Raw genomic sequence first — 23,492 nt, forward strand, 5'->3', positions numbered from 1 at the left:
GTTCAGAACGATTTCGAAAGGGGGAGTTCATCAGAGCCGCGCCAAAGCGCGAAAATAACAAGGACCGTCCAAGCAAATATCGACAAAAACCAATCTACACGTCGACACAGCCAATGTCAATGTTCGGTTTACGGCATCGAATAATACATGCAGAGCAAGGCAAAACACTTACAAAATCAGGGAATATCTTTCGCTTTCGTCCTTTTTGAACTGCTAGGCCTACAGAGCGCAAAATTCGAAGGACCACACACAACCAGTAGGAGACGGGAGGATCGCGGACTCTTGGGGAAGCTATCCGCCCCAAGGCGCTTAACGCAAAAAGGGCCGCCACCCCTTTCGGAGCGACGGGCCTCCTAAGGGCGGAGACATCGTCCGCGTGTCCAAGACACGCGTTTCCAGGGCTCTGCAACGAAAATCCAGATCGGCGGCCGATTTGGGATTCCTGTTACAAAACCTCGGATCGGCGTTTCTTTTTTACCGAGTAACGGGGGCGTTTCACCGGTTCGCTAAAACTCCGCTCCGGAGGCATTGCCAAAAACACAGCGATTCTCACCGCAATGAGTGGCTGGCGAGGGATGGCCAGGGCCACCGCTCATCCGTCTTCGTTCATCTGACGCGCCGCTTCCTCCCAGTTCAGGATCTTGCGCATCTTGGATGCCCACTGAGCGGGGTCTTCCGCCAGTTCCTTGGACAGGAGATGACGCGCGACCCCGGGGTCCACCTGGCTCCGCGCGACGAGGTTGATCACCTCGTTGTCTCGGCCCCTCAGCAGGCTCCCGAGCCCGACCTTGATGTTGCGTGCGGTGTTGCCGCCGCGAAAGCCGCCCTGGACGGTTCGAAGCCCGAGTTCCAGCATACGCATCGCTGCAGCCATGTTGCTGGCGGTCGGCGAACCGGCGGTTCCCTGCACGGTGGCGAGGAACTCCCGAGGCTCGAGGACACGTCGGGCGCGCTGCAGCGCCTGCATCGCCTCGTGATCATCCTTCCAGGCCGCAGCAATTAGGCGGTCCAGATCGGGGTCCTTCTCCAGACCGACGAGCTTGGCATAGGAAGGTGGAAGGCCGCCGTCGGTCGTCGCCTGGCGGTTCGTGTTCGTCACGCGATCGGCGAGATAGTCGGCCAGCGCGCGGCGCACGCTATCCGTTCCACCGGGCACCTTCTCCAGGCGGCTGATCAGATCGGCCATCTGCGCCGGCGGATTGCGGCTACCGACGATCGCCTGAATACCCTTGCGGCCAGTCGCGCCGATGACTGTGGCCAGCGCGCTGTCGGCGATCTCCGCTTCCGTCAGCTTCAGCCGGCCTTGGGCGGCCTCGATCGCTTGCGTGAAGCCGTCCTCGATCGACTCGCCGCGCCGTGCCTTGTTGAGCAGGTTCGCAAACTCCGCCTTGGTCTCGGGCGCCTGATCGATGACCGGCCCCCACTCATCCATGAAGCGGCCAAGGCGTCTCGGATTGACCTTGCCATTCTCGACGATTTTTGACGCCGCCAGCCCGATCATGAAATCGCGCCGCGCGTTGGCGATGGCAATGGGATCGCTCGACGCTTCCATAACGCGGTTGAGCGACTGCATGCCCTGGATGCCGCCTTGCTCGGGTTCCTTGATGAATCGCCCAGCGGTTTGCTCGGGCGGCGTCAGCGTGCGGCCCGTCAGATCGCCGCGCTCCTTGCGCATATCGTCGTAGAGTTTGACGACCGGATCGCCGGGGCCGGGCTCGCGATATCGGGTGTTGAACTCGTCACCGAGTTCTAGCCCCTTCGCAAGCCTCTCCGCCTGCGGTGTGCCGCCGTTCGCAGCGTAGTCGTGAAGCTGCTTGTTGATCGCGGCGCGCAGGCCATCGACGGCCTCGCGCTGCTGGATCGCCGCGGTGTTCCCCGATCCAATCGCCTTCTCGTAAGTGTTCGAAAGCTGCGCCAGAATCGGGCGCATCTCGTTCAGTTCCGTCAGGCTCATCTCGGAAATGCCGCGCGTCTCCTGGCGGACGATCGGCTGACCGCTGGCGTCCAAGATCGGGCTCTCGACTGTCACGTCGTGAGGGCGCTTGCCTGCGAGCTCCGAAGCGACGGGTGTGTGCTTCCGGAATGCGTCGGGCAGATTGACGCCGGCCTCGAGCGCGCGATCGGCCGCATCATAGATCGGCGTTGCGTCGAGCCGGATTTCGTTTTGCGGATCGATGGTGGAGCTGTTCAGAGCGTCGGCGCGCTCGGAGCGGAGTTTTGCCATATCGCCGGTCACGACGGCGTCGAGCTGCTGGCTGGCCTTGACCTGACGCGTGGCGGCGCCGTCGGCCACATCAGTGGCTTCCGCAACTCGCTGCGTGACGATGCCTTCCTGACCAGCTGCCGCTCGCGATAAGTCTGCCTCGATCGGCGCCCGCATCCCGGCCGCAACCTCTCCCGCCGCCTTCGGATAGAGGTTTGGATCCGCATCAGGCGGCGCCATGCCGCGCACCTGCTGGCCGGCATACGTATTGATTTCGCGATCGCGCTCGAACAACGGGTTGGTGGCCGGCGAACTCGTGTTGCGAACACCACGTTCGACGCGGGCGAGACCGACATTCTCCGAAATCTGGCCAGTCGTTGGGACCGGAGCCCCCATCGCCTCGAACTCTGCTGCGTTCCTGCCGATGGTGTCGGCTGCTTCACGGGCCGCGATCTGGCCACCGGCCTCGGCCTGCAGGAACCTGGCAGCATCATTAGCCGCGCCCTTGCTCACATAAGAGCCGTCGGGGTTGAAGCTGATGTTGCGATCGGGGCGGCCAGCAGTCGCCCAAGCGTAGGCGGCCTTAGGGCCAACCGTAACAGCATCGGCCAGAGTTGCAGCGCCGACACCGCCAGCGAGGCCGGCCAGCAGGGACGTGATCGGGCCGCGGTAATCCTCAGGCAGCACGGTGTCGACAGCCGCAAGGCCCGTACCGGTTCCGGCGCCCGCGATCGTGTCTCGAGCCAAGGTTTTGGACGCGCTCTTCCCAGCGTATGGGGCTAGGAGCTCGTCGGCCAGGCGCGGCGTTTCTGAAGGCACGCGAGCCGTGGCAACATTACGAAGGCCAAGCCCCTGCAGAAGCCCCCCAAGGCCAAAGCGCGTCGCCTGGTAGGCAGTCTTGGCCCGAGCGTTCATGCTCTCGTAGTCGAGCGGCTCGATGCCCGCTGCGGTCGCGACCTCGGACGCGCGATCCGCGAACCAGTCGCTTCCGCCCATCGGATTGGTGATAGGAGGCAACGGCGGATTGAAGGGCTGGCCGGTTATCTTGCTCTTCACAAAGGAAGGCAGATTGATCGTAGCTCGCGCTGCGTTGTTGAACGCCGTAGCCGTATCGACAGGGAGCCCCGCCAAATCCGCTGCGGTGCGTGCGCCGCCCTGGGCCGCGGCTTCTACTGGCGCGTAACCACGCTGATCGAGCGGAACGCTGGACGCTTGGCGAGGCCCATGGCCAAGGGCCACGTACTTGGCGTCTTCGGTCGCCGCTTCGTTCGCGCGGGCCCTGGAGTTCTGCCAAAACGGATCGCTCGCCGCTTGTGCCGGCGTCGGGCGGGGTGCGAAGTTTGGGGGCTGGAAAGCTGCGAGGGGTGCAGAGGGGGCAACCGTTGGATCCTGATTTGGTCCCCCGCCGGGCTTGGGGGCCGCGCGAAGCGCTTCGGCCGTCGTCCCCTCTTCCGCAACGTACTGGTCGATCTCCCACTCCGGGGCGCCCTGGTCCATCATGCGCTGAATGTTGCGCTTGATCTTTGCAAAGTCGGGAGTGGACGATAGTGCCACGGCCGGCTTCGCAGGGACTGATTCAGGTGCGTTGCTTTGCTCGGGCTCGCTGAAGAACTCGTCTATCGCCTCATTCAAGGCGGCCTCATTGGGCGCCGTGAAGTGGTACTTCGTGCCGTCCGGCCCTGTGACCAGATAGCGAGCACTAGGTGTCGTTTCCAAGAAGGTTGTTCAGTCTTGTCCATGGCGACTTTCCGCCGAGGGCTGAGTGAGGGCGAGAGAGGTTGTAGTTGTCGGCCCATGGTCCGATGGCGGCGTGGCGCTCTGCCGAGCTCTGATAGGGTCTTGCATAGGCCCATTCACGCAAACTGGTCTGGATGAAGCGCTCGGCCTTGCCGTTGGTTCGCGGGGTGTAGGGCCGGGTGCGGACATGACGGGCGCCGGCCTTTGCGAGCGCGGCTGCGAAGAGCTTCGAGCGATAGGCCGAGCCGTTATCGGTCATCACCCGTTCGACGGTGACGCCGAGACGACCGAACCAGGCGAGCGCGCGTTCGAGGAAGGCCGTCGCGTCGTCCCGGCCGAGGCTTGGCAGAACTTCGACGAAGGCCAGCCGCGAGGCATCGTCGATCGCGACATGGAGATGGTCCCAGCCGATGCCGCGATTGCGGCCTGGGCCGGTGCGGTTGCCGGTGATGCGGTGGCCGACGCCGTCGATCCGGCCCAGGCTCTTGATGTCGAGGTGGAGCAACTCGCCCGGCGCGGCGCGCTCGTAGCGCAGGATCTCGGGTTTCGGCTCCAGCGCCGACAATCGGTTCAATCCCAGACGGCGCAGGATCGCTCCCACGGTTGAGCGCGGCATGCCGAGTGCAACGGCGATCTGCGGGCCGCTCAGCCGGCGACGCCTCAGCGCCTCGATCTCGGCAACACGCTGCACAGGCGTTGCATGCGGACAGTGATGCGGGGCTGAGCTGCGGTCGTGAAACCTGCGCTCGCCGCCCTGCCGATGCCGGCGAAGCCAGGTATGCGCCGTGCGGCCCGAGACGCCCGCAGCCAGTGCCGCCGCCTTGACGGACCAGCCCCCTTCGACCCGCTCTGCCAGCAGGGCTCGACCGCAAGGCGTCAAACGGGCATTCTGATGGACGTTCATCCGGGCACCTCCGGCGCAGGCGTTGGAGCTTCGCAACCCCAGCCTCTCAGCACCGGCCCGGATGAACAACCTTCATAGCTTCGACAACTAGGTGAGACGGCTCCGCTAGGCGCAAGCGGAGACTGTTGGGGGTGCGTCAAAGGATCCTCCTGTCGTGCAACTGGCCGCTCGCGGGTGCCATGTCACTCGCGTGCGAACGCCGCATCGACCTGCTCGGGTGTGGTGATCGTGCCGGCGGAGATGGCGGCGAGCACCGCGGACTGCTTCACGAAGAGTGCGTTGATGTGGGCCTGAACCGCGTCACCGATCGCCAACATGGTCGGCGTGTCGATGGGGTGGTCGGAGCCGTCGGCCGCGCTCCACACCGTCGTCCAATTCGGATCGCGCGATGCCGCGACATAGGCGCCAAGCACCTTGCGCTGGCTCTCGCCGTCCGTAGCCACCGCGACGCCGCCAAGCGTGATGCCGCCTACCTCAAGTGCCTTGCGCGTGGTTCGGGCGTACGCCGTCAGATCGTCCATCGCGTTTGGATACGGTGCGACGGGAACAGGGCCTTCTATAAGCGCCGCCCACTCGACAGGCTGATCGGCCGCAGAGCAGATGACCGCCCCGGCTTCTTCAGTCATGAGGAGGGCTGCTGTGTTGTCGACGTTCGCATAGGTCGCGGAGAGGATCGTGTAGCTCATCCCTTGATCTCCTCGGCCACAAGCGTCGCGCGCTGAGCCCCGCCGAAAAAGCGCTGGGCCGTCTGCCCGTTGAGAGCGATAGTTCCGGCGCTCGCTCCCACTCGGAGCGTGATGGTCTGCGAGGCGGTGGACCCGGGCGTGAACTCGTATTCAAGGGCCCCCGCATAGCCACTGTTCGCGGCAGCGCCGAACACGGTGTCAGCCGTTACCGCGTTCGCGGCGCCGTTCACGAACATCGCGCTGGTCAGCCATTGCGCCGCCGTCCCTGGAGAAAGCGTCCCGCGGAACCTGACCCGGAGCTTGCTGGTCGTTGAGCTCGGGGTGATCACAACGGATAGGATCTGCGTTCCCTCACCGACTTGGGGTATCGTGTCGTCGATTGGGATGTTGGCGGTTAGGGCGGCATTGATCGTGTATTCGGCATAGACGCTGCCGATTACAGAACCTGTCCGGTGCCGGCCTTCCAGTAGCGTGCCTGTCGTCAAGTCGGCTGCGGAACCCGACGCGGCCACCGCAACCAAGCCGATATTGCTGCGGGCCTGAAGCTTCTGCGGAGCCGTGAGCGACTGAACGACATCCCATCGGACCGCGTCTGTCGCGTCACCGACGGTGTTCGCGGCATCCAGCGCCGAAGCGGCCGCGGCATCCGCCGACGCATCCGCCGCAGCAGCGCTACCGGCCGCTGCCGTCGCGAAGCCGCCCGCTGTGGTGGCACTGTCGGCCGCTGCCGTCGCGGAGCCTGCTGCCGCGGCTGCACTGCCCGCCGCAGCATTCTGCGAAGCCAAGGCAGCCGCAGCGCTCGCCGCCGCATCCGCGGAGATGACCGCGAAATCCGCGACCTCTTCCCACGTAACCGCATCCACATCCGGCCGGTTCAGGTTCGTCGAGAGGTTCGCGACGAGCGCGCGATAGAAGCTGTCGCCAAAGGTGACGCCGTCGCCGACGACGTAGTTGGCGCCGAGTTCCCACGGTCCTTGCAGCGTGAAGCCGATCGACAAGGAGGGGGACAGCGAGTCGTTGGTGACAATGCCATTCTTCAACGCGCCGTCGTCGCGTTGGAGTTTCTTGAGGTTCACCAGTGTCTGGTCGATCGTGACCTTGACCGAATTGAATTCGGCATCGACCTGATCTCCAGGCAATGGCGACGTCGGATTCTGGGACTGGAAGTCCTGGAAATTGAACTGACGATCGTAGGGTTGCGGCTGCGCCATAGGTTCTCACCCGGAAAGCTGGGATCTGGCGCGGCGAGACCAGGATGAGAACGCCTACTGCAATTAAGATATCATGCCTGTTGTGAGGATCAAAGTCTTATCATGGCTTCGCCTTGGGTTTTGGCGCCATTTTTGAATGGGAGTGGCGCCAGCCCGATGTATTCATTCGGCCTAGTTGAAAATAATACGACGAGCAACAAAAGCTAAATTGGATACAAAGCCTATCATATCGGTTAAATCGCGATTGTGATACGTTGATATTGGCGCTTTCGCTTCAATGAGAGGGCTAAGAAATGCAAAGTGAACTTTTGAAAACTGGATATCAATGGTCGATTAGCTTTTCCGACCCCATGCCGCCCTACGATGTCTACATCCGACTCGGAACCAACCGCCGCAAAGAAGCCGAGCAGCTCTACGGATGGTGGCTTTCCGAACTCGGCGAAGGCGTCACTCTTTCGGCGCCGTGCCCCGTTATGGGGATATCAGTTGCTCGCGTGATCGCGGATTTTGTGCTCGCGCCGCTCACGCCGAAGGGCCATTTTCAGAAACACGAACTGGAAATAGCAAAGCGCATTGGCCAGTATTTTGGACAGATGGCGCTGCAGGAGATCGAGCCTCGCCATTGCATTGCCTACGCTGAGAGGCGCCGCGCGGATCTCGTTGGCGGCGACCCGCCCGACGAGTGGCTCGTGGGCGCACACCTCACGATCCGGCGGGAGATCAACTACCTCTTGGCCGCTGCACTGCACGCCAGAAAGTGGAGGAGGATCCGCTGGATCGAGTTTCCTGACATCCAGACGTGCATCAGCCCGTCCAAGTTGACGCGCGAGGAACTCCTCGGGCCTATCAGGCTCGATCGCAGGCGTCGATTGCCTGAGCAAAGTCCAATGGCATTCGTCCGCGCACAACTGGCGCGGCGCAGGCTCCTGCAGGTCAAGGGCCGGCCAAGGCCGTCCCCCGAGGATTTGCAAAAACCAAAAATTTAGCGAGCGGGATCCGGGGCTCGCCGAGAAATACTCCCACCCCCTCCCCAGGGGGGGGATCGCTTTTAGGGGGTGACGGGCTCGCCTGGCTTCATGAACCGAACGCCGACGCCTTTGTCGCTCGCGGGGATGAACTCAAGGCCTGCCGCTTCAAGCGCCGTACGTAGCTTCGCAATCGTCTCTTGCGGAAGCGTGCGGCGGTTCTTCTCGAAATCCACGACGGTGGACAGCCCGACGCCCGCGGCGGTGGCGAGCTGCGGCTGTGTCATATCAATGAGCGCTCGGGCGGCTCGGGATTGGCTTGGGGTCATTTCAACATTTTCTGTTGACTGCGATGCAGGCGCAGATTATCAACAGAAACTGTTGATCGCAACCCCTAAGGACATACGGCCATGAACGCTTTCGCCCCAATCTCTACCGCCTCTGCCGCTGACACAACCGTATCCGTCCTCTCCCTGGCGGAATGGCAGCTCACGGAACTGGACTATGCCATCGGCGATGTAGATGGCGAGGAAGGCGAGGCGATCCTCGATGATCATTCCGCCCTCGTGGAAAAGGCGCTCTCGATGCCAGCTAATTCCCCGGCGGAGCGGGCCGCACAGGTCCGGATCCTGCTAGACCATGTCATGCCGGCAAGCTGGCTCGGCGAAGACGAGGATCTTGATTGGGAGGTGTCCATGGCCCGCCGCCTGCTTCTGAAGTTTGCGGGGCTGGACCCGATGAAGGATCCGGTATCGGGCGAGTGAGCTCAATCGCATTCCACCAAAGAGGCCGGTCCTTTGGGGCCGGCTTCTTTCGTCTCAGCGCTGCAAACGAGCTCGGGTGTTACCAGTATGTTGCCAAGCCAAAATCCGGTCGCTCTCTGGCTGAGAGCGCGATCAGAATTATGCTTATCTTTTCAATAGGATGGGCTGGTGCTGCGAGAGAGGATTGAACTCTCGACCTCTCCATTACCAATGGAGTGCTCTACCACTGAGCTACCGCAGCAGGACCGTAAGCCTTGAAGCGCCGTTCAATCGCGAAATCGGCGATGGCAGGCGCGGCGTCGTTCCGAAGCGGCGTCCTGATGCCACAAGCCCCCGCCGGACGCAACCCGTAGCGGGCAAACAGCATGTGAAAAAGTCGGAACCGGTCCTTCTCGGCGATCCTGCTGCTGTCGAGCACTCCATTGGTAATGGAGAGATTGCTTCAGCTCAGAGCCGGGTGCGCTGGCGCTCTCCGGGAACGATGGCCCCGCATCAGTCCGCCAGCAGCAACTGCCGATCGATCCGGAAGAGCCTGCCGTCGCCGAGCATATGCGCCGTCAGACCGTCGCGAAAAAGCGGACGGAAGGCGGCATCGCGAAGGTTCAGCCCGCCGGCATAGGCGCCCATGGCCGGGAGGATGCAGCGCCGCCCGGAGAGCGCGAAACTGCGGCGACGCAGGGCCCGCCCGCGCATCCTGATCTTGGCCGCCGGGTGGAGATGCCCGGCGATCTCGAAGCCGGCCTCAGCCGCATCGGGTTCGTGGCGCAGCACGACGTCTGCAATCGCGAGGCAGGCCGCAGTTTCGCCGCCCATCGTCCGGCTGATCGCGGGGTCGTGGTTGCCGGTCACCCAGAGCCAGTCACGGCCCTTTTGCAGCAGGTGCAGGGAGCGCAGATCGTCACTGCTGATCCGCTCCTCCGCGCCGCGGTCGTGAAAGCTGTCGCCAAGCGCGATGACGCGCGCTGGAGCGTGACGCAGGATCGCGGCCGTCAGCGTCGCCAGCGTCGTCGCGGAATCATAGGGCGGCAGGAAGATGCCGCGCGCCGCATAGGCCGAGCCTTTTTCCAGATGCAGATCGGCTACGACGAGCGTGCGCTCTTCGGGCAGCCACAGCGCGCCCGAGAGATCGGGGACGATTGCGAGCCGCCCGAGCATGAGTGCTCCCGCCTCACGGGCTGAAAATTCGTTGGTTGCGGGCAGCGTCACGCCATCGCCTCTTCGAGCATCATCGCTTCAGCCTCCGCCAGGATCTCGTCGGCTGCCTCGCCATGAACCGCCTCGCGTCCGATTTCGAGCATTACCGAAACACTGAGCGGCGAAACATGGTCCAGCGGCTGATGCACGATCCGGCCGCTGATTCGTGTCAGCATTTGAGCGAGCCGCTGGATATCGAGCAAGCCTGTTGCAGCGTCGGCCCATGCGGCTTTCAGCAGCACGTGGTCAGGCTCGTGCTGGCGCAGCACGTCGTAGACGAGATCGCTCGACATCGTGACCTGCCGGCCGCTCTTCTCCTGCCCGGGGAAGCGGCGTTCGATCAGCCCGCCAATGATGGCGCAGGCGCGAAAGGTGCGCTTCATCAGAGCCGATTCGGCGAGCCATGCCTCGAGATCGTCGCCGAGCATGTCCTGGGCGAACAGTTCGTCGAGCGAGAGCGCTCCACGGGCGACCGCCGCCGACATGTCGCCCAACGTCCAGACCGCGATACCGTAATCGTTGCAGACGAAGCCGAGCGGTCTCATGCGGGCCCGCTCCAGCCGCCGCGTCAGCAGCATGCCGAGCGTCTGATGGGCGAGGCGGCCCTCGAACGGGTACGCGACAAGATAGAACCGCCCACCGCGCGGAAAGGTCTCGACCAGCAACTCGCCGGGTTTGGGCAGGCGCGACTTCAGCCTTTGCGCATGCAGCCAGGAGGACACCTCGTCCGGCAGCCTGGCCCATTCCTGCGGCGAGGCGAGCATGGCGCGCACGCGGGCCGCGAGGAAGGTCGAGAGGGGGAATTTGCCCCCGGCATAGGACGGGATCTTTGGGTCGGTGCCCGGATTGGTGCGCGAGCAGACGACCTCGTTCTCGGTGATACCCTCGAAGCGGAGCACCTCGCCTGCGAAGACAAAGGTGTCGCCGCTCGTCATCGTCTCCGCGAAATACTCCTCGATCTCACCCAGGATACGGCCGCCGCGGCTCAGCATGCCGGGCTGGCCGGGCCTTGCGCTGCGCAGCCGGCCAAGCCGGACCTTGAGCATGGTCGATTCGACGATGGTGCCGACATTCATGCGATATTGCTGGATCACGCGCGGGTTGCTTGCGCGGAAGAGCCCGTCCTTGCCCCGCCGGAGCTTGGCGAAGCGTTCATAGCTGCGCAGGGCATAGCCGCCGGTCGCGACGAAATTGACCACGGCGTCGAAATCGACCCGCGCAAGGCCGGCATAGGGCGACGCGGTGCGCACCTCCTCGTAGAGCGCGTCCGGAGCAAAACCGTCGGAACAGGCGATGCCGAGCACGTGCTGGGCCAGCACATCGAGCGCGCCGATACGGGGCTCAGGCGTGTCCTGAGCGGCTTCAGCGACAGCGTCGAGGGCGGCGCGGCATTCCAGAAGTTCGAAGCGATTGGAGGGAACGAGCAGGGCCTGCGACGGCTCGTCCATGCGGTGATTCGAGCGGCCGATGCGCTGCATCAGCCGGCTCGCGCCCTTCGGCGCGCCGATATTGATGACCAGGTCGACATCGCCCCAGTCGATGCCGAGATCCAGCGTCGAGGTGCAGACGACGGCCTTCAGCTTGCCCGCGGCCATCGCCGCCTCGACCTTGCGGCGCTGCTGGGCGTCGAGCGAGCCGTGATGCAGCGCGATCGGCAGATTGTCGTCATTGATGTTCCACAGGCCCTGGAACATGAACTCGGCCTGCATGCGCGTATTGACGAAGACCAAGGTCAGGCGGTGATCGCCGATCGCCTTGTAGACGTCGCGAATGGCATGGCCGGTGGTGTGCCCGGCCATCGGCAGGCGGTTGGCGGATTGCAGGATGCCGATCCGCGCGCTTGCCCCGCCCTTGACGGCGACCAGCCCGGCCGAAGTCCCGACCCCGCCGAGATAGCGCTGCAGGTCGGCCGGCTCGCGCACCGTCGCCGAGAGGCCCACAGCCGAGAGTTTTGGCGCGAGTTTGCGCAGCCGCGCCAGGTCGAGCGAAAGCAGGTCGCCGCGCTTCGAGGTGACGAGCGCGTGCAACTCGTCGAGCACGACGCGCCTGAGGCTGGCGAAGAACGGCTTCGCATCCCGGTGCGAGACCAGGAGGGCGAGCTGTTCCGGCGTGGTCAGCAGGATGTCCGGCGGTCGCGCGATCTGCCGGGTGCGCTTGGCGGCGGAGGTGTCTCCCGTGCGGGTCTCGACCGTGACCGGCAGCGCCATCTCCCGGATCGGCGTCTCGAGATTGCGGGCGATGTCGACAGCGAGAGCCTTGAGCGGCGAGATGTAGAGGGTGTGCAGGCCGTCACGGCGGCCATTGCCCTCGCTGAGCTCGACCAGCGAGGGCAGGAAGCCCGCAAGCGTCTTGCCGGCGCCGGTCGGCGCGACGAGCAGGGTCGAGCGCCCGGCGCGCGCCTCTTCCAGCAATGCAAGCTGATGCGGGCGTGCAGTCCAGCCGCGATAAGCGAACCAGTCGGCGAATCCTGGCGGGAGGGAGGCGGCGGGGGCATCCATGCGGGATAGAGATAGGCGGTGCGGGGCGAGAGTGAAATCCCGCCCCTTTGGGCCATGGGACCCTGAGACCTTGCGTTGGCCTAAGCGCGCGCCGCCACCACAACCAGCCCCGGCACCGGCTTCCCGCGGTCCTTCCGCGTGCTTGCGGCCTCCAGCAGGAGCGGCGTCAACCGAGCTTCGGACAACTGCCGCCGGAGCCAGCGTTCGCCATGGGCGAAACGACGATCCTCACCGACGATCACGTCCTCGCCGTCATGATCCTGCACGGTGAAGGCAACCAGGCCCGTGGCTGTCAGAACCCGCGCCGTTTGAGCGAAGGCCGGCGCAAGTTCGCCGAGATAGACGAAGACATCGGCCGCGATGACCAGATCGGCCGACGCATCGCGGCGGCTTGCGAGGAATTCGACGAGGCCCGCCACGGCGAGCTTGTCATAGAGCGGGCCTCCGTCATCGCGTGACTTGGCGCGCGCCTTCTCGATCATCCGGGCCGAGAGATCGCAGCCGGCGAGAAACTCGGTTTCGGCTCTGATCGCTTCGCCCATCAGCCCGGTGCCGCAACCGAGATCGAGTGTCATGGCGAAGGACAGGGCGCGGTTTTGCGCTGCACAGGCCCGCGCAAGTGCGTCCTTCAGCAGGGCTGGACCATGATAGGACAGGGATTCTACGAGGTGACTATCGAAACGTTCGGCGTATTCGTCGAAGAGACGGCCGGAGAATGCATCGGAGGCGGCCAGTTCCGCCGGAATCGCGCCGATGCGCGCGAGATCGAGCCTGGCGCCGAGATGATCCGCATCATCGAGAACCAGGCATTGCCGCCATGCTTCCGCGGCCTCCTCCTTGCTGCCAAGTTTCGCCTTGGCCTTGCCGTAGAGATGCCAGGCCGCGACGAAACCCGGCGCCTCCCCGAGCGTTTGATCGAGGAGATCGACGGCTGTTGCGGCGTCTCCCTCGGAGAGCGCGGCGGCCGCCCATTCATAGCGGCGGTCGAGTCGGGGATCGCCGGACGACGTCGAGAAACGAGGCTGGATTTTTTCCATGAGCGATCGACTTTATCTCACGCCCATGCACCAGACCAGACAATGCGCCCTTCGGAGCTGTTGATCCCGACGCCGGCCGGCCTCTATTGCCCGCTGGCTGACATTCATATCGATCCGGTTCGCCCGGTGGCGCGGGCGCTGATCACCCATGGCCATTCCGACCATGCGCGGGCGGGACACGGCGCCGTCCTGGCGACGCGCGAGACGCTGGCGATCATGGCCTTGCGCTATGGCGAGGGCTTTACGCAGAGCCGGCAGGAGGCGGTGCCGGGCGCGATGACGTCGATCGGTCCGGTCGATATCCGCTTCGTCCCGGCAGGGCATGTCCTTGGCTCCGCCCAGATCGTGGTCGAGAGCAAGGGGCTGCGGATCGTCGTCTCCGGCGATTACAAGCGCGAACGCGACCCGACCTGCGCCGGTTTCGAACCGGTTTCCTGTGATGTCTTCATCACCGAGGCGACATTCGGCCTGCCGGTGTTTCGCCATCCGCCGGCCGGTGCCGAAATCGCCAAGCTGCTGGAATCGGTCAGGCTCTTTCCCGAGCGGACGCATATCGTCGGCGCCTATTCGCTCGGCAAGGCGCAGCGTGTCATGGCTCTGATCCGCGAGGCCGGCTACGAGCGGCCCATCTATATCCATGGTGCGCTCGAGACCCTGACGGAGTTCTACGCTTCGGAAGGAGTTCCCGTCGGGGAGACGCGCCTGGTTTCGGCGAGCGATCGGAAGGCGCTGGCCGGAGAGATCGTCATCTGCCCGCCAAGCTCGATTCAGGATCTCTGGGCGCGGAAATTTCCGGACCCCGTGACCGCCTTCGCGTCTGGCTGGATGCGGATCCGGGCGAGAGCGCGGCAGAGGGGCGTGGAATTGCCGCTGATCGTTTCAGATCATGCCGACTGGGGCGATCTTCAGGCAACGATCAGAGAAACCGGCGCCGGCGAGATCTGGGTCACCCATGGTGAGGCCGACGCATTGGTCCATTGGTGCGGGACGGTCGGACTGAACGCGAAGCCGCTGCATCTTGTCGGCTATGGCGACGAGGGCGAGGCCGAAACCGTGAGCGAGACGGCCGATGCCGCGCAGCTCTAGCAGCCGGCAGCCGCCTCTACTGTGCGGCCTGCGCGGTGTGGGAGCGGCCGGGCAGCGTCATGCCGAGCAGCGAGACGGCCATGTCCCGCGCCAGGCAATCGTAACCGGTGTCGCTCATATGGAAGCCGTCACTGGCGAGCACCGCGGCGAACGCATTGGCGTCGCGCCGATGCCAGTCGCGCATCGTGTTGTAGCGCGAGAGAACGGGGATCGAGCGGCTGCGTGCCGTGTCTGCGATGGCCTCGACAAAGCTGCGATACCGTTCGGGATCCTTCACCGTCGGAAAATACTGCGGGTCGAGGATCACGAGACCGGAGCCGGCCTGGCGGACTGCCGTGATGCCGTCGGAGACCATGGCCTCGAAGGCGGCGAGATCACCACCCTGCACCGCATCATTGGTGCCGACCTGCCAGATGACGAGATCATAGCGCCGCTCGCTCAGGGCCCTTTTCAGGCGCGCGATCGTCTGCGGGGCGGTTTCGCCCCCGATCCCGGCATTGGTGACGCTGATGGCGGCATTGGGCCAGCTCTGACCAAGCAGCTTCTGCAGACGGGCGGGGTAGCTCTTGTCCTTGGAGGACGCGCCGATCCCTTCCGTGGAAGACGAGCCGATGGCCAGGATGTCGAGCTTATGCTCGCGGCTGATCTTGGCTGCGACGGCAGGGAGCGGTATCGCCGCCTGCATCATCGGCGTTTCCCGGCATTCAAAGGACGCGGCTGCAGCGCTGCCGATCTGCAACGTTGCGAATGCCAAGGCCACAATGAGATTCACGGCAAAGAACCGCATCGCGGCGCGCATCCCGACATCCTCATGACTGCTCCCTTGGCTGGTAAGGTTTCGTTCATGAATGGAGACTGAACGCCGGTGAATGGCCTGATGAGGGAATTTCGGGACAGGCAGGGCCCCGGCGCCAGCCTTGACGTTTGCCTGAAACTGCTGCGGGGGAGGGCAGGATGAACCGTTTCGCCTGGTTGCTCGACAGGCTTGCCTATGAACCGCGCCGCAATGCGAAGCTCGCGCTGATCGCGGATTACCTGCGCACTACGCCTGATCCGGACCGGGGGCTGGCACTGGCCGCGATGACCGGCGGCCTGGTGTTCCAGAACGCCAAGCCGGGCCTGATCCGGGCGCTGATCGCCGAGCGTACGGACCCGGTGCTGTTTGCGCTATCCTACGACTATGTCGGCGATCTCTCGGAGACCATAGCCCTGATGTGGCCGGCCCGGCACGGTGCGAATGCGGCGCCACACCTGCCCGATGTCGTCTCGGGCCTGCGAAACTCCGGCAAGACGGACTTGCCCCGCCTGATCGCGTCTTGGCTCGATGCGCTCGATGAGACCGGACGCTGGGCATTGCTCAAGCTCATCACCGGCGCATTGCGTATCGGGGTCTCCTCCCGGCTCGCCAAGACGGCAGCGGCGAGCCTCGGCGGTGTCGAGCCCGACGAGATCGAGCAGGTCTGGCACGGGCTGGAGCCGCCCTATGAGCCGCTCTTCGCCTGGCTGGAAGGCAGGGGACCGCGGCCGGCCGCGACGGATCCGGCGCCCTTCCGCCCCGCCATGCTCTCGCACCCGATCGAGGAGGGCGATTTCGACAAGCTCGTTCCGGCGGAGTTCCAGGCCGAGTGGAAATGGGACGGAATCCGCGTTCAGGCGGTCAGCGGCACGCGCGCCGATGGGGCCCGCATCACCCGGCTCTATTCACGGACCGGCGAGGATATCGGCGCCTCCTTCCCGGATGTCACGGAGGCGCTCGTTCTCGACGGCGCACTCGACGGCGAATTGCTGGTGCGCCGCGAGAATGCCGTCCAGAGCTTCAACACGCTTCAGCAACGGCTGAACCGCAAGAGCGTCACCGCGAAGATGCTGGCGGAGTATCCGGCTCATATCCGGGCCTATGACCTGCTCGTCGATGGCGAGGAGGACATTCGCGACTTGCCGCTCGCCGAACGCGGCAAGCGGCTCGTGGCCTTTGTCGCGCGGCTGTCCTCCGCAGTGGTGGATCTGTCACCGCCGATCGCCTTCAGCGATTGGGAGGAACTGGCGGCCGCGCGCGCAGACCCCGAGGCCTCTGGAGCCGGCGTCGATGCCGAAGCCGTCGAGGGCTGCATGATCAAGCGCCTTGATTCGCCCTATTTGCCCGGCCGGCCGAAAGGGTATTGGTACAAGTGGAAGCGGGATGCGCGGCTGGTCGATTGCGTGCTGATGTACGCCCAGCGTGGTCACGGCAAACGTTCGTCCTTCTATTCGGATTTCACCTTCGGCGTCTGGCGAACGACGGAGGAAGGCGAGGAACTCGTGCCGGTCGGCAAGGCCTATTTCGGCTTCACCGACGAGGAGTTGCTGGAGCTCGACCGCTTCGTGCGCCGCAACACGCTGAACCGCTTCGGCCCGGTGCGAGAGGTCACGCATGAAGCCGACAAGGGACTGGTGCTGGAAGTCGCCTTCGAGGGGCTGCAGCGTTCGACCCGGCATAAATCCGGACTCGCCATGCGCTTTCCCCGGATCAGCCGCATTCGCTGGGATAAGCCGCCGCGTGAGGCGGACCGTATCGAGGCGCTGGAGACGCTCCTGCCGGTGCAGGGCTGAAGTGTCGGTCCGGAGTCTAAAGGCGAATATTCTGTTGCGTTGCCGCAAGCGCCATTCTGGTTCACAGGCTTCCGTGCCGGTTTGCAGCGCTCATACCGTCTTATCGGCTTGAAATGCTTGAGCCTGCGCCCGCCTATGGGGCAGAATAGGCAGGGCTGTGGAGGGGATGACAGCATGAACCGGCAAACACCGACGCATATCGTCATCGCAGATGACCACCCGCTCTTTCGCGGCGCCTTGCGTCAGGCCGTATCGCATGCGTTGGAAGGGGCGGAAGTGAGCGAGGTTGGTTCGCTCGAGGCTTTGACGAAAGCGCTGGCCGAGGACGGGGACGCCGATCTCGTCATGCTCGATCTGACGATGCCCGGCGTCCAGGGTTTTTCCGGCCTGCTGTTCCTGCGGGCCGATCACCCGGAAATCCCGGTCATCGTCGTCTCGGCCAATGACGACCCGGCTGTGATCCGCCGTTGCATCGAGTTCGGGGCGCTTGGCTTCCTGCCGAAGACGGCCGAGGTCGAGCAGATGGGCGAGGCCATTCGAGCGGTGCTCGAGGGCAACGTCTGGACTCCGCCGGGGGTCGATCTTTCAGCGCCGGTCGATGCCGAGATCGCCGACATGGTGCGGCGGCTGTCGACGCTGACGCCGCAACAGGTCCGTGTCCTGATGATGCTCTCGGAAGGGCTGTTGAACAAGCAGATCGCCTATGAGCTCGGGGTCTCCGAGGCGACGGTGAAGGCCCATGTTTCGGCCATCTTGACCAAGCTCAATGTCGACAGCCGTACGCAGGCCGTGATAGCCGCCTCGAAGATCGCGGGAACGGCATGGGCGACGGCGGGCGCGTCGGCGACGATCTGAGCGTTCCGATGAGGCGGCTGTTCGCCATTCAGGCGCGGTTCAACCGTTCTATGGCCCGTCTCGTCTATCGATAGGAATTCCGGCAATGGCCAATGGCAATCTCGATCACTTCCTGGGCGGTTCGTTTCTCAGCGTTCTTGTCCGGCTGATCTTCATTTCACTGCTCGTCGGCGCCGCCATGGCCTTTCTCGGGCTGACGCCGCGCGGACTTTTCGACGCCGTGGCGCGCTTCCTGCGGTCGCTTGGTGATCTCGGTTTTGGCGCCGTGCGCGAGGTCGGCCAATGGGTGCTCGCAGGAGCGCTGGTCGTGGTCCCGATCTGGCTGCTCTCTCGCCTGTTCGCCTCGCGGCGCTAAAGCATCGGCCCGAAAAGTGGATTGCGGCTTTCGGGAAAGCCGATGCAAACACAGAAGGCTAGAACATCGGATGCGGCGCAAGCCGGCCATGGCGTGAGCGCCACGGCCCGAGACGCTGGCTGCGCCTTACAGCCCCTCTCCCCGCGCGATCGCCTCGGCATCGCGGCCGACTAGGTCCGCAATCCGGCTCGCCCCGGCACGGCGGGCCTCACGCACCAGCCCCGTCTTGACCTCGCTCACGAGGGCGGGCCCCTTGAAGACCATCGCCGAATAGAACTGCACCAGGCTGGCGCCGGCCCTGATCTTGGCGAAGGCGGCGGAAGCGGAGTCGACGCCGCCGACACCGACCAGCGGGAACTGCGTCTCGACGCGCCGATAGGTCTCGGCGAGGATGCGGGTCGAGGACGCAAAGAGCGGTCGGCCCGAGAGGCCGCCGGTTTCGCCGCGAGAGGCTCCCCGCAGGCTGTCCGGCCGTGCGACAGTGGTGTTGGAGACGATCATGCCGTCGATCGCACGCCTGCGAGCCACGGCCACGATGCCGTCGAGTTCAGGCAGCGTCAGGTCAGGGGCGATCTTGAGCAGAACGGGCGTGCGGCGGCTTGTGGCCTGTCCGGCCTCGTCGCGGGCGGCGAGCGCTCGCGCGATCAGGTCGTCCAGCGCCGATTCCGCCTGCAGATCCCGCAGGCCGGGCGTGTTGGGCGAGGAGACGTTGACCGTGAGGAAATCGGCAAGCGGCGCGAGCCGCCTGGCCAGGATGGCGTAGTCGGCGGCGCGGTCGGCGGAGTCCTTGTTGGCGCCGAGATTGACGCCAACGATGCCGCCGCGCTTGCGGCGGGCTGCGAGCCTGGCCGCGACCGCTTCCATGCCCTCGCTGTTCAATCCGTACCGGTTGATGACGGCTTCGTCTTCGGGCAACCGGAAGACACGCGGGCGCGGATTACCGGGCTGCGGCAGCGGCGTCACGCCACCGACCTCGACAAAGCCGAAGCCGAGCCCCAGGGCGCCATCGACCGCCTCAGCATGTTTGTCGAAGCCGGCCGCCAGGCCGATCGGGTTCGCGAAGGCGAGCCCGAAAGCCTCGGTCGCCAGGATCGGATCGTCGGCAGCCGGCTTCAACGCCGGTGCGGCCGCCAGTGCGGCAACCGTCAGGCGATGCGCCATCTCGGCATCCAGCTTGTGGATCAGGGGCCGGGCGAGGTTGAAGAGGCTGCCGATCACGAAATGTCCTCCGGAATGACGGGGCTGCCATTCGTCCCCGTGGCGAGCGGCGCAATCCAGCGCACGATCTTGGGGGCGAGGGCCGAATAGAGATGCGGGAAGAGCGCGCCGCCGCGCGAGGGTTCGTAGCGCAGCGCCGAGCCGAGTGCCGTATCGTCCACGGCGATCAGCAGGAGGCCACTCTGACCGGCGAAGTGCTTTTCTGCCGTTTCGCGAAGCTGTCCGCCTGTGGAGAAATGGATGTAGCCGTCGGCGAGATCGATGGCAGCGCCGTTGAATGACCCGGCGAGCTCAGCGTCACGCCAGAGCTGTTCGGGGCAGATCTTGTAGATGAGGGGCACGGGACGTCTCGTTGGTTCGGCGTTGTACACGCCATAGCGGGTGCAACCGGCTCCGGGCAAATCATCCCGGACCCGTTCATCGGAAATCAGATTGAGGTCTCATCGAGTAGGGGATATTTCCTATCCTTGTCCTGCTCTCCCGGCACATCAGGATCAGAGGCCTGTCCGATGCTGTCCCATAACCAGATCTGGAGCGCGATCGATGCACTGGCCCAGCGCTACGGCTTCACGCCGTCGGGGCTGGCGCGCAGGGCCGGCCTCGACGCCACGACCTTCAACCGCTCCAAGCGCATCGGCCCGGATGGCCGCGAGCGCTGGCCCTCGACCGAGTCGATCGCCAAGATCCTGGGGGCTACTGGCGCTTCGCTCGACGAGTTCATGAGCGTGGTGATGCACCGCGCCGCGGCGCCCGCGCCCACCATTCCCCTGCTCGGTTTCGCACAGGCGGGGTTGGGTGGATTCTTCGATGGCAGCGGCCTGCCCGCCGGCTCCGGCTGGGAGGAGGTCGCGTCTCCCGGCCTGTCCGACGAGAAAGCCTATGCGCTTGAGATCGCCGGCGATTCGATGCTGCCGATCTACCGCGATGGCGACATCATCATCGTTTCTCCGGCGGCTGCCGTGAGGCGAGGCGACCGGGTCGTGGTCATGACCATTGAAGGCGAGGTGCTGGCGAGGCAGCTCAAGCGCGAAACTGCCAGGACCGTCGAACTCGCCTCGCTCAATCCCGAGCAGCCCGACCGGGTGCTCGCATCATCCGAGATCGCCTTCATGGCGCGGGTGATCTGGGCGAGCCAGTAGGGCCCTCAGTTCCCGCCTCTGATCGGCAGCGCCACCTTGAAGACGGCTCCGATCTTCGAGGGTTCGAGCGCGATCGAGCCGCCATGCAGGCGGACGAGTTCCGCCGCGATAGCGAGGCCCAGCCCGGTGCCGCCGGGATTGACCGAGCCGCGAAAGGCCTGGAACAGATTGGCCTTTGCCCGTTCCGGAACGCCGGGACCATTGTCGCAGACGCGCAGAACGACCTCATGAAGCTCGCGCGCCGCACTGATGGTCAGGGTCGGCTGGCGGCCGGCTTCGGCGCCCGCACGGGTCAGCGCCTCGACGGCATTGCGCATGAGATTGAGCAGGACGCGCGCCATCTGGTCGGGGTCGCAGGGCAGGATGAGTTCCGCCGGAACCTCGTTGGCGAAGCTCACGGTCGGGCTTTCCGCGAGGCCGAGCAGTTCGCCCGCATCGGCCACAAGCTGCCGAAGCGCGACCTCGCGCAGGGTCGGCGTCGCCTCGGCGGCGCGGCCATAGGCCAGCGTCGCCTGGCAGAAGGCGATGGCGCGGTCGAGCGTGGCGATCAGGCGCGGCGCAAAGCGCCTGATCTTCGGGTCCCGCGTTTCGGTCAGCCGGTCCGACATCAACTGGGCCGCAGCCAGCATATTGCGCAGGTCGTGGTTGACCTTGCTGACCGCCAGGCCGAGTTCGGCGAGGTGCTTCTTGGTGCGCAGCTCGTCCGCCAGCGTCATCTGCATGCGTGCGAGCGCCCGTTCGGCCTCGCCGATCTCGTCCGCGCGCTGGCTCGGCGTGATGATCCGGTGCGGGTTCTCCGGGTCGGCCTCGAACTCCATGACATTGGCGGCGACCTGGCGGATCGGGCCGACGATGAGCCAGTTCAGGGCAAGATAGACCAGTCCCGCCGTCAGCCCCGAGATCAGCAGCGACAACAGCAGAATATTGGCTGAGAACACCAGCATCGCGCGGCGCAGCGGCGCCTCGTCGATGATCAGTTCGACGAAGTCGGCGCCGCCGACCGCCTCGCCGATGACCCGGATCGGCGTGTCATGGGCAGGCGTAATCAGAGTGTCGAGAGTCTCGATGATGGAGGTGAGCCAGCCCATCTGGCGCAGATCCACGGTTCGCGCCACTTCGGGTGGCATGGAATCGAGGCTGAGAAGGCGCCGCGCACCCCCGACACGGGCGGCGATGGCGCGTGCGCCGACGCCCATCAACAGGCGGCTCTCGCTGCCTTCAGGCAGGCCCTCCGGCGGAGCGCCTTCAAGAACCAGCACGGCGATCTGTGCGGCTGCGAGGCGGTCATTCAGCCAGTTGCGCCGGAAATTCGCGACGGACGGCAAGTAGATCAGCACTTCCGCCAGCATCACGAAAAGCACGGTCAGCAGCAGCAGCTTTGCGGAAAGGCCGAGCCGCGTCAGGCTGCGTGGTACGCTGACGGAAAGCGACTGCTTGTCGAGGCGTGGCGACTCCATGCGGCGAGCTTATCCGAAGCGGCGCAGGAAGCCGATAAGCCGTCGAATGCCCGGCCGGGACGCAAGCGGAGAGTAGACCGAGAGGGCAGCCCGCTTCGAGAGTTCCGAGAAGGTCGAAGAAGGGAGGACCAGCCCGGCCATATCCTTGACGTTCAGCCCCTTCTCGATCGCCAGGCACCAGGGCGCGATCAGCTCGCCGGCCTTGGCACCAATGATGGTGGCGCCGAGAACGCGGCCCTTGCCGTCGGTGATGAGCTTGACGAAGCCCTCCGTCTGCCGTTCGGCCTGCGCCTTGTCGCTTTCGGCGTAGGGCCAGCGCAGGATCCGGATGTCCCGCGCCGCCCTGTGGGCCTGCTCCTCCGACAGGCCGATGCTGGCAAGCTCAGGCTCGCAGGAGGTCACTCTTGGTAGCGCCGCTGCGTCCGTCTTCACCGGCAGGCGGAACAGGATATTGCGGAGAACCAGGCTCGCCTGGTGGCTCGCTGCATGAGCAAGGTGAGCGCCGTGTCGGTTTCCACTGGCGCAGCCGCCAATGGCGAAGACACGCCGGTTGGCCGTCCGCAGGCCCTTGTTGACGACAATGCCGCCGGCATCGCTGGCAATGCCTGCAAGTTCGAGATCGAGCGCGGCGATCGCCGGCTGCCGGTTACTCGTGACCAGCAGGTGCGTGCCCTCCAGGGGCAGTTCCGCTTCACTCTTCGTCCCGGCCAGGACGAGGCGCACGCGATTGCGCGGGGTTTCGACACGCAGGATCGTGGCCCGTTCGTACAGCGCGATCCCGTCACGCAGCAGAGCGCGGCGGATCAGCATCACGGCCTCCGGGTCCTCGTCGGCAAGCAGGTCTTCGGATCCAACGATCGTGACGCTGCTGCAGAGGCGGTGCATCGCCTGCGCGAGTTCAACCCCTTCCGAGCCGCATCCGAGCACGATCAGACGTTCCGGGCGGCGGTTCAGGGTGAGAACGGATGCCACTGTCAGGACAGGGGTCTTGTCCAGGCCGGGAATTGACGGAGCCGCCGGGCGCGAGCCCGTTGCGATGACGAAGCGCCTTGCCCTGATTTCCCGATCGCCGACCTGTACGGTGTTGCGGTCGCGAAACCGGGCCTCGCCGTTGATCACGGTGACGCCCAATGCCGCCAGGCGCTCGGCCGTTTCGTTGGGGGCCAGTGCCGCGACGACGCCGGCGATATGCGCCTGCACCTTGACGAAATCCATATCCAGCGCACCGGCAGCGATGCCGAAATGGCCGGCGTCCTGGAGCAGTCTCGCCCGTGTGCTGGCGGCGATCAGCGCGTTCGAGATGACAGCGTCCTTGCCCCCCCCCAGGCGGTCGCGCTCCACCAGCACGACCGATACGCCAAAGAGTGCCGCTGCTGTCGCAAGGGAAAGTCCGGCGGCGCCGCCTCCGATAACGCAGATGTCGGGGGTCAGCGGCGTCGTATTGGATGCCGTCGCCGGACTGCCGGTCACATCGCCTCTCCCTGATCTGCCTTCCGCTACCTGCTGATGCGTTGTCAGAGTGCAGGAATCAAGGCCGGCGCGCCGGAAGTACTGGAGCAGCGCGCCGTTGGACAGGCATTGTCGCGGTGGGATC

General features: G+C 65.0%; 20 protein-coding genes and 1 tRNA gene. 7 read left to right on the top strand and 14 right to left on the bottom strand.

Features of this window, described 5'->3' with window-relative positions; translation table 11 throughout:
* Positions 1-592: 592 nt before the first annotated feature.
* From AC1DGP_RS00005 to AC1DGP_RS00020, 4 genes are all read right to left on the bottom strand, one after another.
* Positions 593-3,919 carry a hypothetical protein gene (locus tag AC1DGP_RS00005; protein WP_476831571.1) on the bottom strand — a complete coding sequence of 1,109 codons (3,327 nt, stop codon included), beginning with the start codon at positions 3,917-3,919 and terminating at the stop codon, positions 593-595.
* The gene (locus AC1DGP_RS00010) at positions 3,903-4,844 is read right to left on the bottom strand and encodes an IS481 family transposase (RefSeq protein WP_476831572.1); all 942 of its coding nucleotides are present in this window, start codon (positions 4,842-4,844) and stop codon (positions 3,903-3,905) included. Before AC1DGP_RS00010 ends, AC1DGP_RS00005 begins: the two co-directional genes overlap by 17 nt.
* Positions 4,845-5,026: 182 nt before the next feature.
* Entirely contained in the window at positions 5,027-5,530 is a 504-nt protein-coding gene (locus AC1DGP_RS00015) for a DUF4376 domain-containing protein (RefSeq protein WP_441506017.1), read from the bottom strand.
* A complete protein-coding gene (locus AC1DGP_RS00020; RefSeq protein ID WP_441506018.1) occupies positions 5,527-6,741 on the bottom strand; it encodes a hypothetical protein in 1,215 nt (404 codons plus the stop codon). The genes AC1DGP_RS00015 and AC1DGP_RS00020 overlap by 4 nt, the downstream gene beginning before the upstream one ends.
* Positions 6,742-7,034: 293 nt before the next feature.
* Between AC1DGP_RS00020 and AC1DGP_RS00025 the strand changes: the two genes are divergently transcribed.
* Positions 7,035-7,727, top strand: coding sequence for a hypothetical protein (locus AC1DGP_RS00025; RefSeq protein ID WP_441506019.1), 693 nt, complete (start codon positions 7,035-7,037; stop codon positions 7,725-7,727).
* A gap of 62 nt (positions 7,728-7,789) precedes the next feature.
* Here the strand turns inward: AC1DGP_RS00025 and AC1DGP_RS00030 are convergent, their stop codons facing one another.
* Positions 7,790-8,035, bottom strand: coding sequence for a helix-turn-helix domain-containing protein (locus tag AC1DGP_RS00030; RefSeq protein WP_441506020.1), 246 nt, complete (start codon positions 8,033-8,035; stop codon positions 7,790-7,792).
* A gap of 81 nt (positions 8,036-8,116) precedes the next feature.
* Between AC1DGP_RS00030 and AC1DGP_RS00035 the strand changes: the two genes are divergently transcribed.
* Entirely contained in the window at positions 8,117-8,470 is a 354-nt protein-coding gene (locus tag AC1DGP_RS00035; protein ID WP_441506021.1) for a hypothetical protein, read from the top strand.
* A 166-nt stretch (positions 8,471-8,636) separates the two neighbouring features.
* Here the strand turns inward: AC1DGP_RS00035 and AC1DGP_RS00040 are convergent.
* The 4 genes from AC1DGP_RS00040 to AC1DGP_RS00055 form a co-directional block, all read right to left on the bottom strand.
* Positions 8,637-8,711 (bottom strand) — tRNA-Thr (locus tag AC1DGP_RS00040).
* Positions 8,712-8,962: 251 nt separating this feature from the next.
* The gene (pdeM, locus tag AC1DGP_RS00045; RefSeq protein ID WP_441506134.1) at positions 8,963-9,625 is read right to left on the bottom strand and encodes a ligase-associated DNA damage response endonuclease PdeM; all 663 of its coding nucleotides are present in this window, start codon (positions 9,623-9,625) and stop codon (positions 8,963-8,965) included.
* A gap of 47 nt (positions 9,626-9,672) precedes the next feature.
* On the bottom strand, positions 9,673-12,162 hold the full coding sequence (locus tag AC1DGP_RS00050; protein WP_441506022.1) for a ligase-associated DNA damage response DEXH box helicase: 2,490 nt from the start codon (positions 12,160-12,162) through the stop codon (positions 9,673-9,675).
* A gap of 80 nt (positions 12,163-12,242) precedes the next feature.
* A complete protein-coding gene (locus tag AC1DGP_RS00055; RefSeq protein WP_441490147.1) occupies positions 12,243-13,199 on the bottom strand; it encodes a class I SAM-dependent DNA methyltransferase in 957 nt (318 codons plus the stop codon).
* A gap of 42 nt (positions 13,200-13,241) precedes the next feature.
* Between AC1DGP_RS00055 and AC1DGP_RS00060 the strand changes: the two genes are divergently transcribed.
* Complete coding sequence (locus tag AC1DGP_RS00060) at positions 13,242-14,285, top strand: ligase-associated DNA damage response exonuclease (RefSeq protein WP_441490146.1); 1,044 nt, start codon at positions 13,242-13,244, stop codon at positions 14,283-14,285.
* A 16-nt stretch (positions 14,286-14,301) separates the two neighbouring features.
* Here AC1DGP_RS00060 and AC1DGP_RS00065 read toward each other — a convergent pair whose 3' ends face one another.
* Entirely contained in the window at positions 14,302-15,084 is a 783-nt protein-coding gene (locus AC1DGP_RS00065; protein ID WP_441490145.1) for an SGNH/GDSL hydrolase family protein, read from the bottom strand.
* 155 nt (positions 15,085-15,239) lie between these two features.
* Here AC1DGP_RS00065 and AC1DGP_RS00070 point away from each other — a divergent pair, with 155 nt between their 5' ends.
* The 3 genes from AC1DGP_RS00070 (at position 15,240) to AC1DGP_RS00080 (ending at position 18,084) form a co-directional block, all read left to right on the top strand.
* The gene (locus AC1DGP_RS00070) at positions 15,240-16,874 is read left to right on the top strand and encodes a cisplatin damage response ATP-dependent DNA ligase (protein ID WP_441506024.1); all 1,635 of its coding nucleotides are present in this window, start codon (positions 15,240-15,242) and stop codon (positions 16,872-16,874) included.
* Between the two features lie 174 nt (positions 16,875-17,048).
* Positions 17,049-17,729 (top strand): response regulator, encoded by a 681-nt coding sequence (locus tag AC1DGP_RS00075; RefSeq protein ID WP_441490143.1) that lies wholly within the window; start codon positions 17,049-17,051, stop codon positions 17,727-17,729.
* Between the two features lie 85 nt (positions 17,730-17,814).
* A complete protein-coding gene (locus tag AC1DGP_RS00080; RefSeq protein ID WP_069877667.1) occupies positions 17,815-18,084 on the top strand; it encodes a DUF6460 domain-containing protein in 270 nt (89 codons plus the stop codon).
* Between the two features lie 126 nt (positions 18,085-18,210).
* Here the strand turns inward: AC1DGP_RS00080 and AC1DGP_RS00085 are convergent, their stop codons facing one another.
* Positions 18,211-19,302: a quinone-dependent dihydroorotate dehydrogenase gene (locus AC1DGP_RS00085; RefSeq protein ID WP_441490142.1), complete on the bottom strand. Its 1,092-nt coding sequence runs from the start codon at positions 19,300-19,302 to the stop codon at positions 18,211-18,213.
* Positions 19,299-19,643 (bottom strand): DUF952 domain-containing protein, encoded by a 345-nt coding sequence (locus AC1DGP_RS00090; RefSeq protein WP_441490141.1) that lies wholly within the window; start codon positions 19,641-19,643, stop codon positions 19,299-19,301. Before AC1DGP_RS00090 ends, AC1DGP_RS00085 begins: the two co-directional genes overlap by 4 nt.
* Before the next feature lie 168 nt (positions 19,644-19,811).
* Here AC1DGP_RS00090 and AC1DGP_RS00095 point away from each other — a divergent pair, with 168 nt between their 5' ends.
* On the top strand, positions 19,812-20,441 hold the full coding sequence (locus AC1DGP_RS00095; protein ID WP_441506025.1) for a S24 family peptidase: 630 nt from the start codon (positions 19,812-19,814) through the stop codon (positions 20,439-20,441).
* A 5-nt stretch (positions 20,442-20,446) separates the two neighbouring features.
* Here AC1DGP_RS00095 and AC1DGP_RS00100 read toward each other — a convergent pair whose 3' ends face one another.
* Both AC1DGP_RS00100 and AC1DGP_RS00105 read right to left on the bottom strand, forming a co-directional pair.
* Positions 20,447-21,898 carry a sensor histidine kinase gene (locus AC1DGP_RS00100; RefSeq protein ID WP_441490139.1) on the bottom strand — a complete coding sequence of 484 codons (1,452 nt, stop codon included), beginning with the start codon at positions 21,896-21,898 and terminating at the stop codon, positions 20,447-20,449.
* 9 nt (positions 21,899-21,907) lie between these two features.
* Complete coding sequence (locus AC1DGP_RS00105; RefSeq protein ID WP_476831573.1) at positions 21,908-23,368, bottom strand: dihydrolipoyl dehydrogenase family protein; 1,461 nt, start codon at positions 23,366-23,368, stop codon at positions 21,908-21,910.
* Positions 23,369-23,492: the final 124 nt, after the last annotated feature.

This window comes from Allobosea sp. 05T433 (assembly GCF_056396065.1).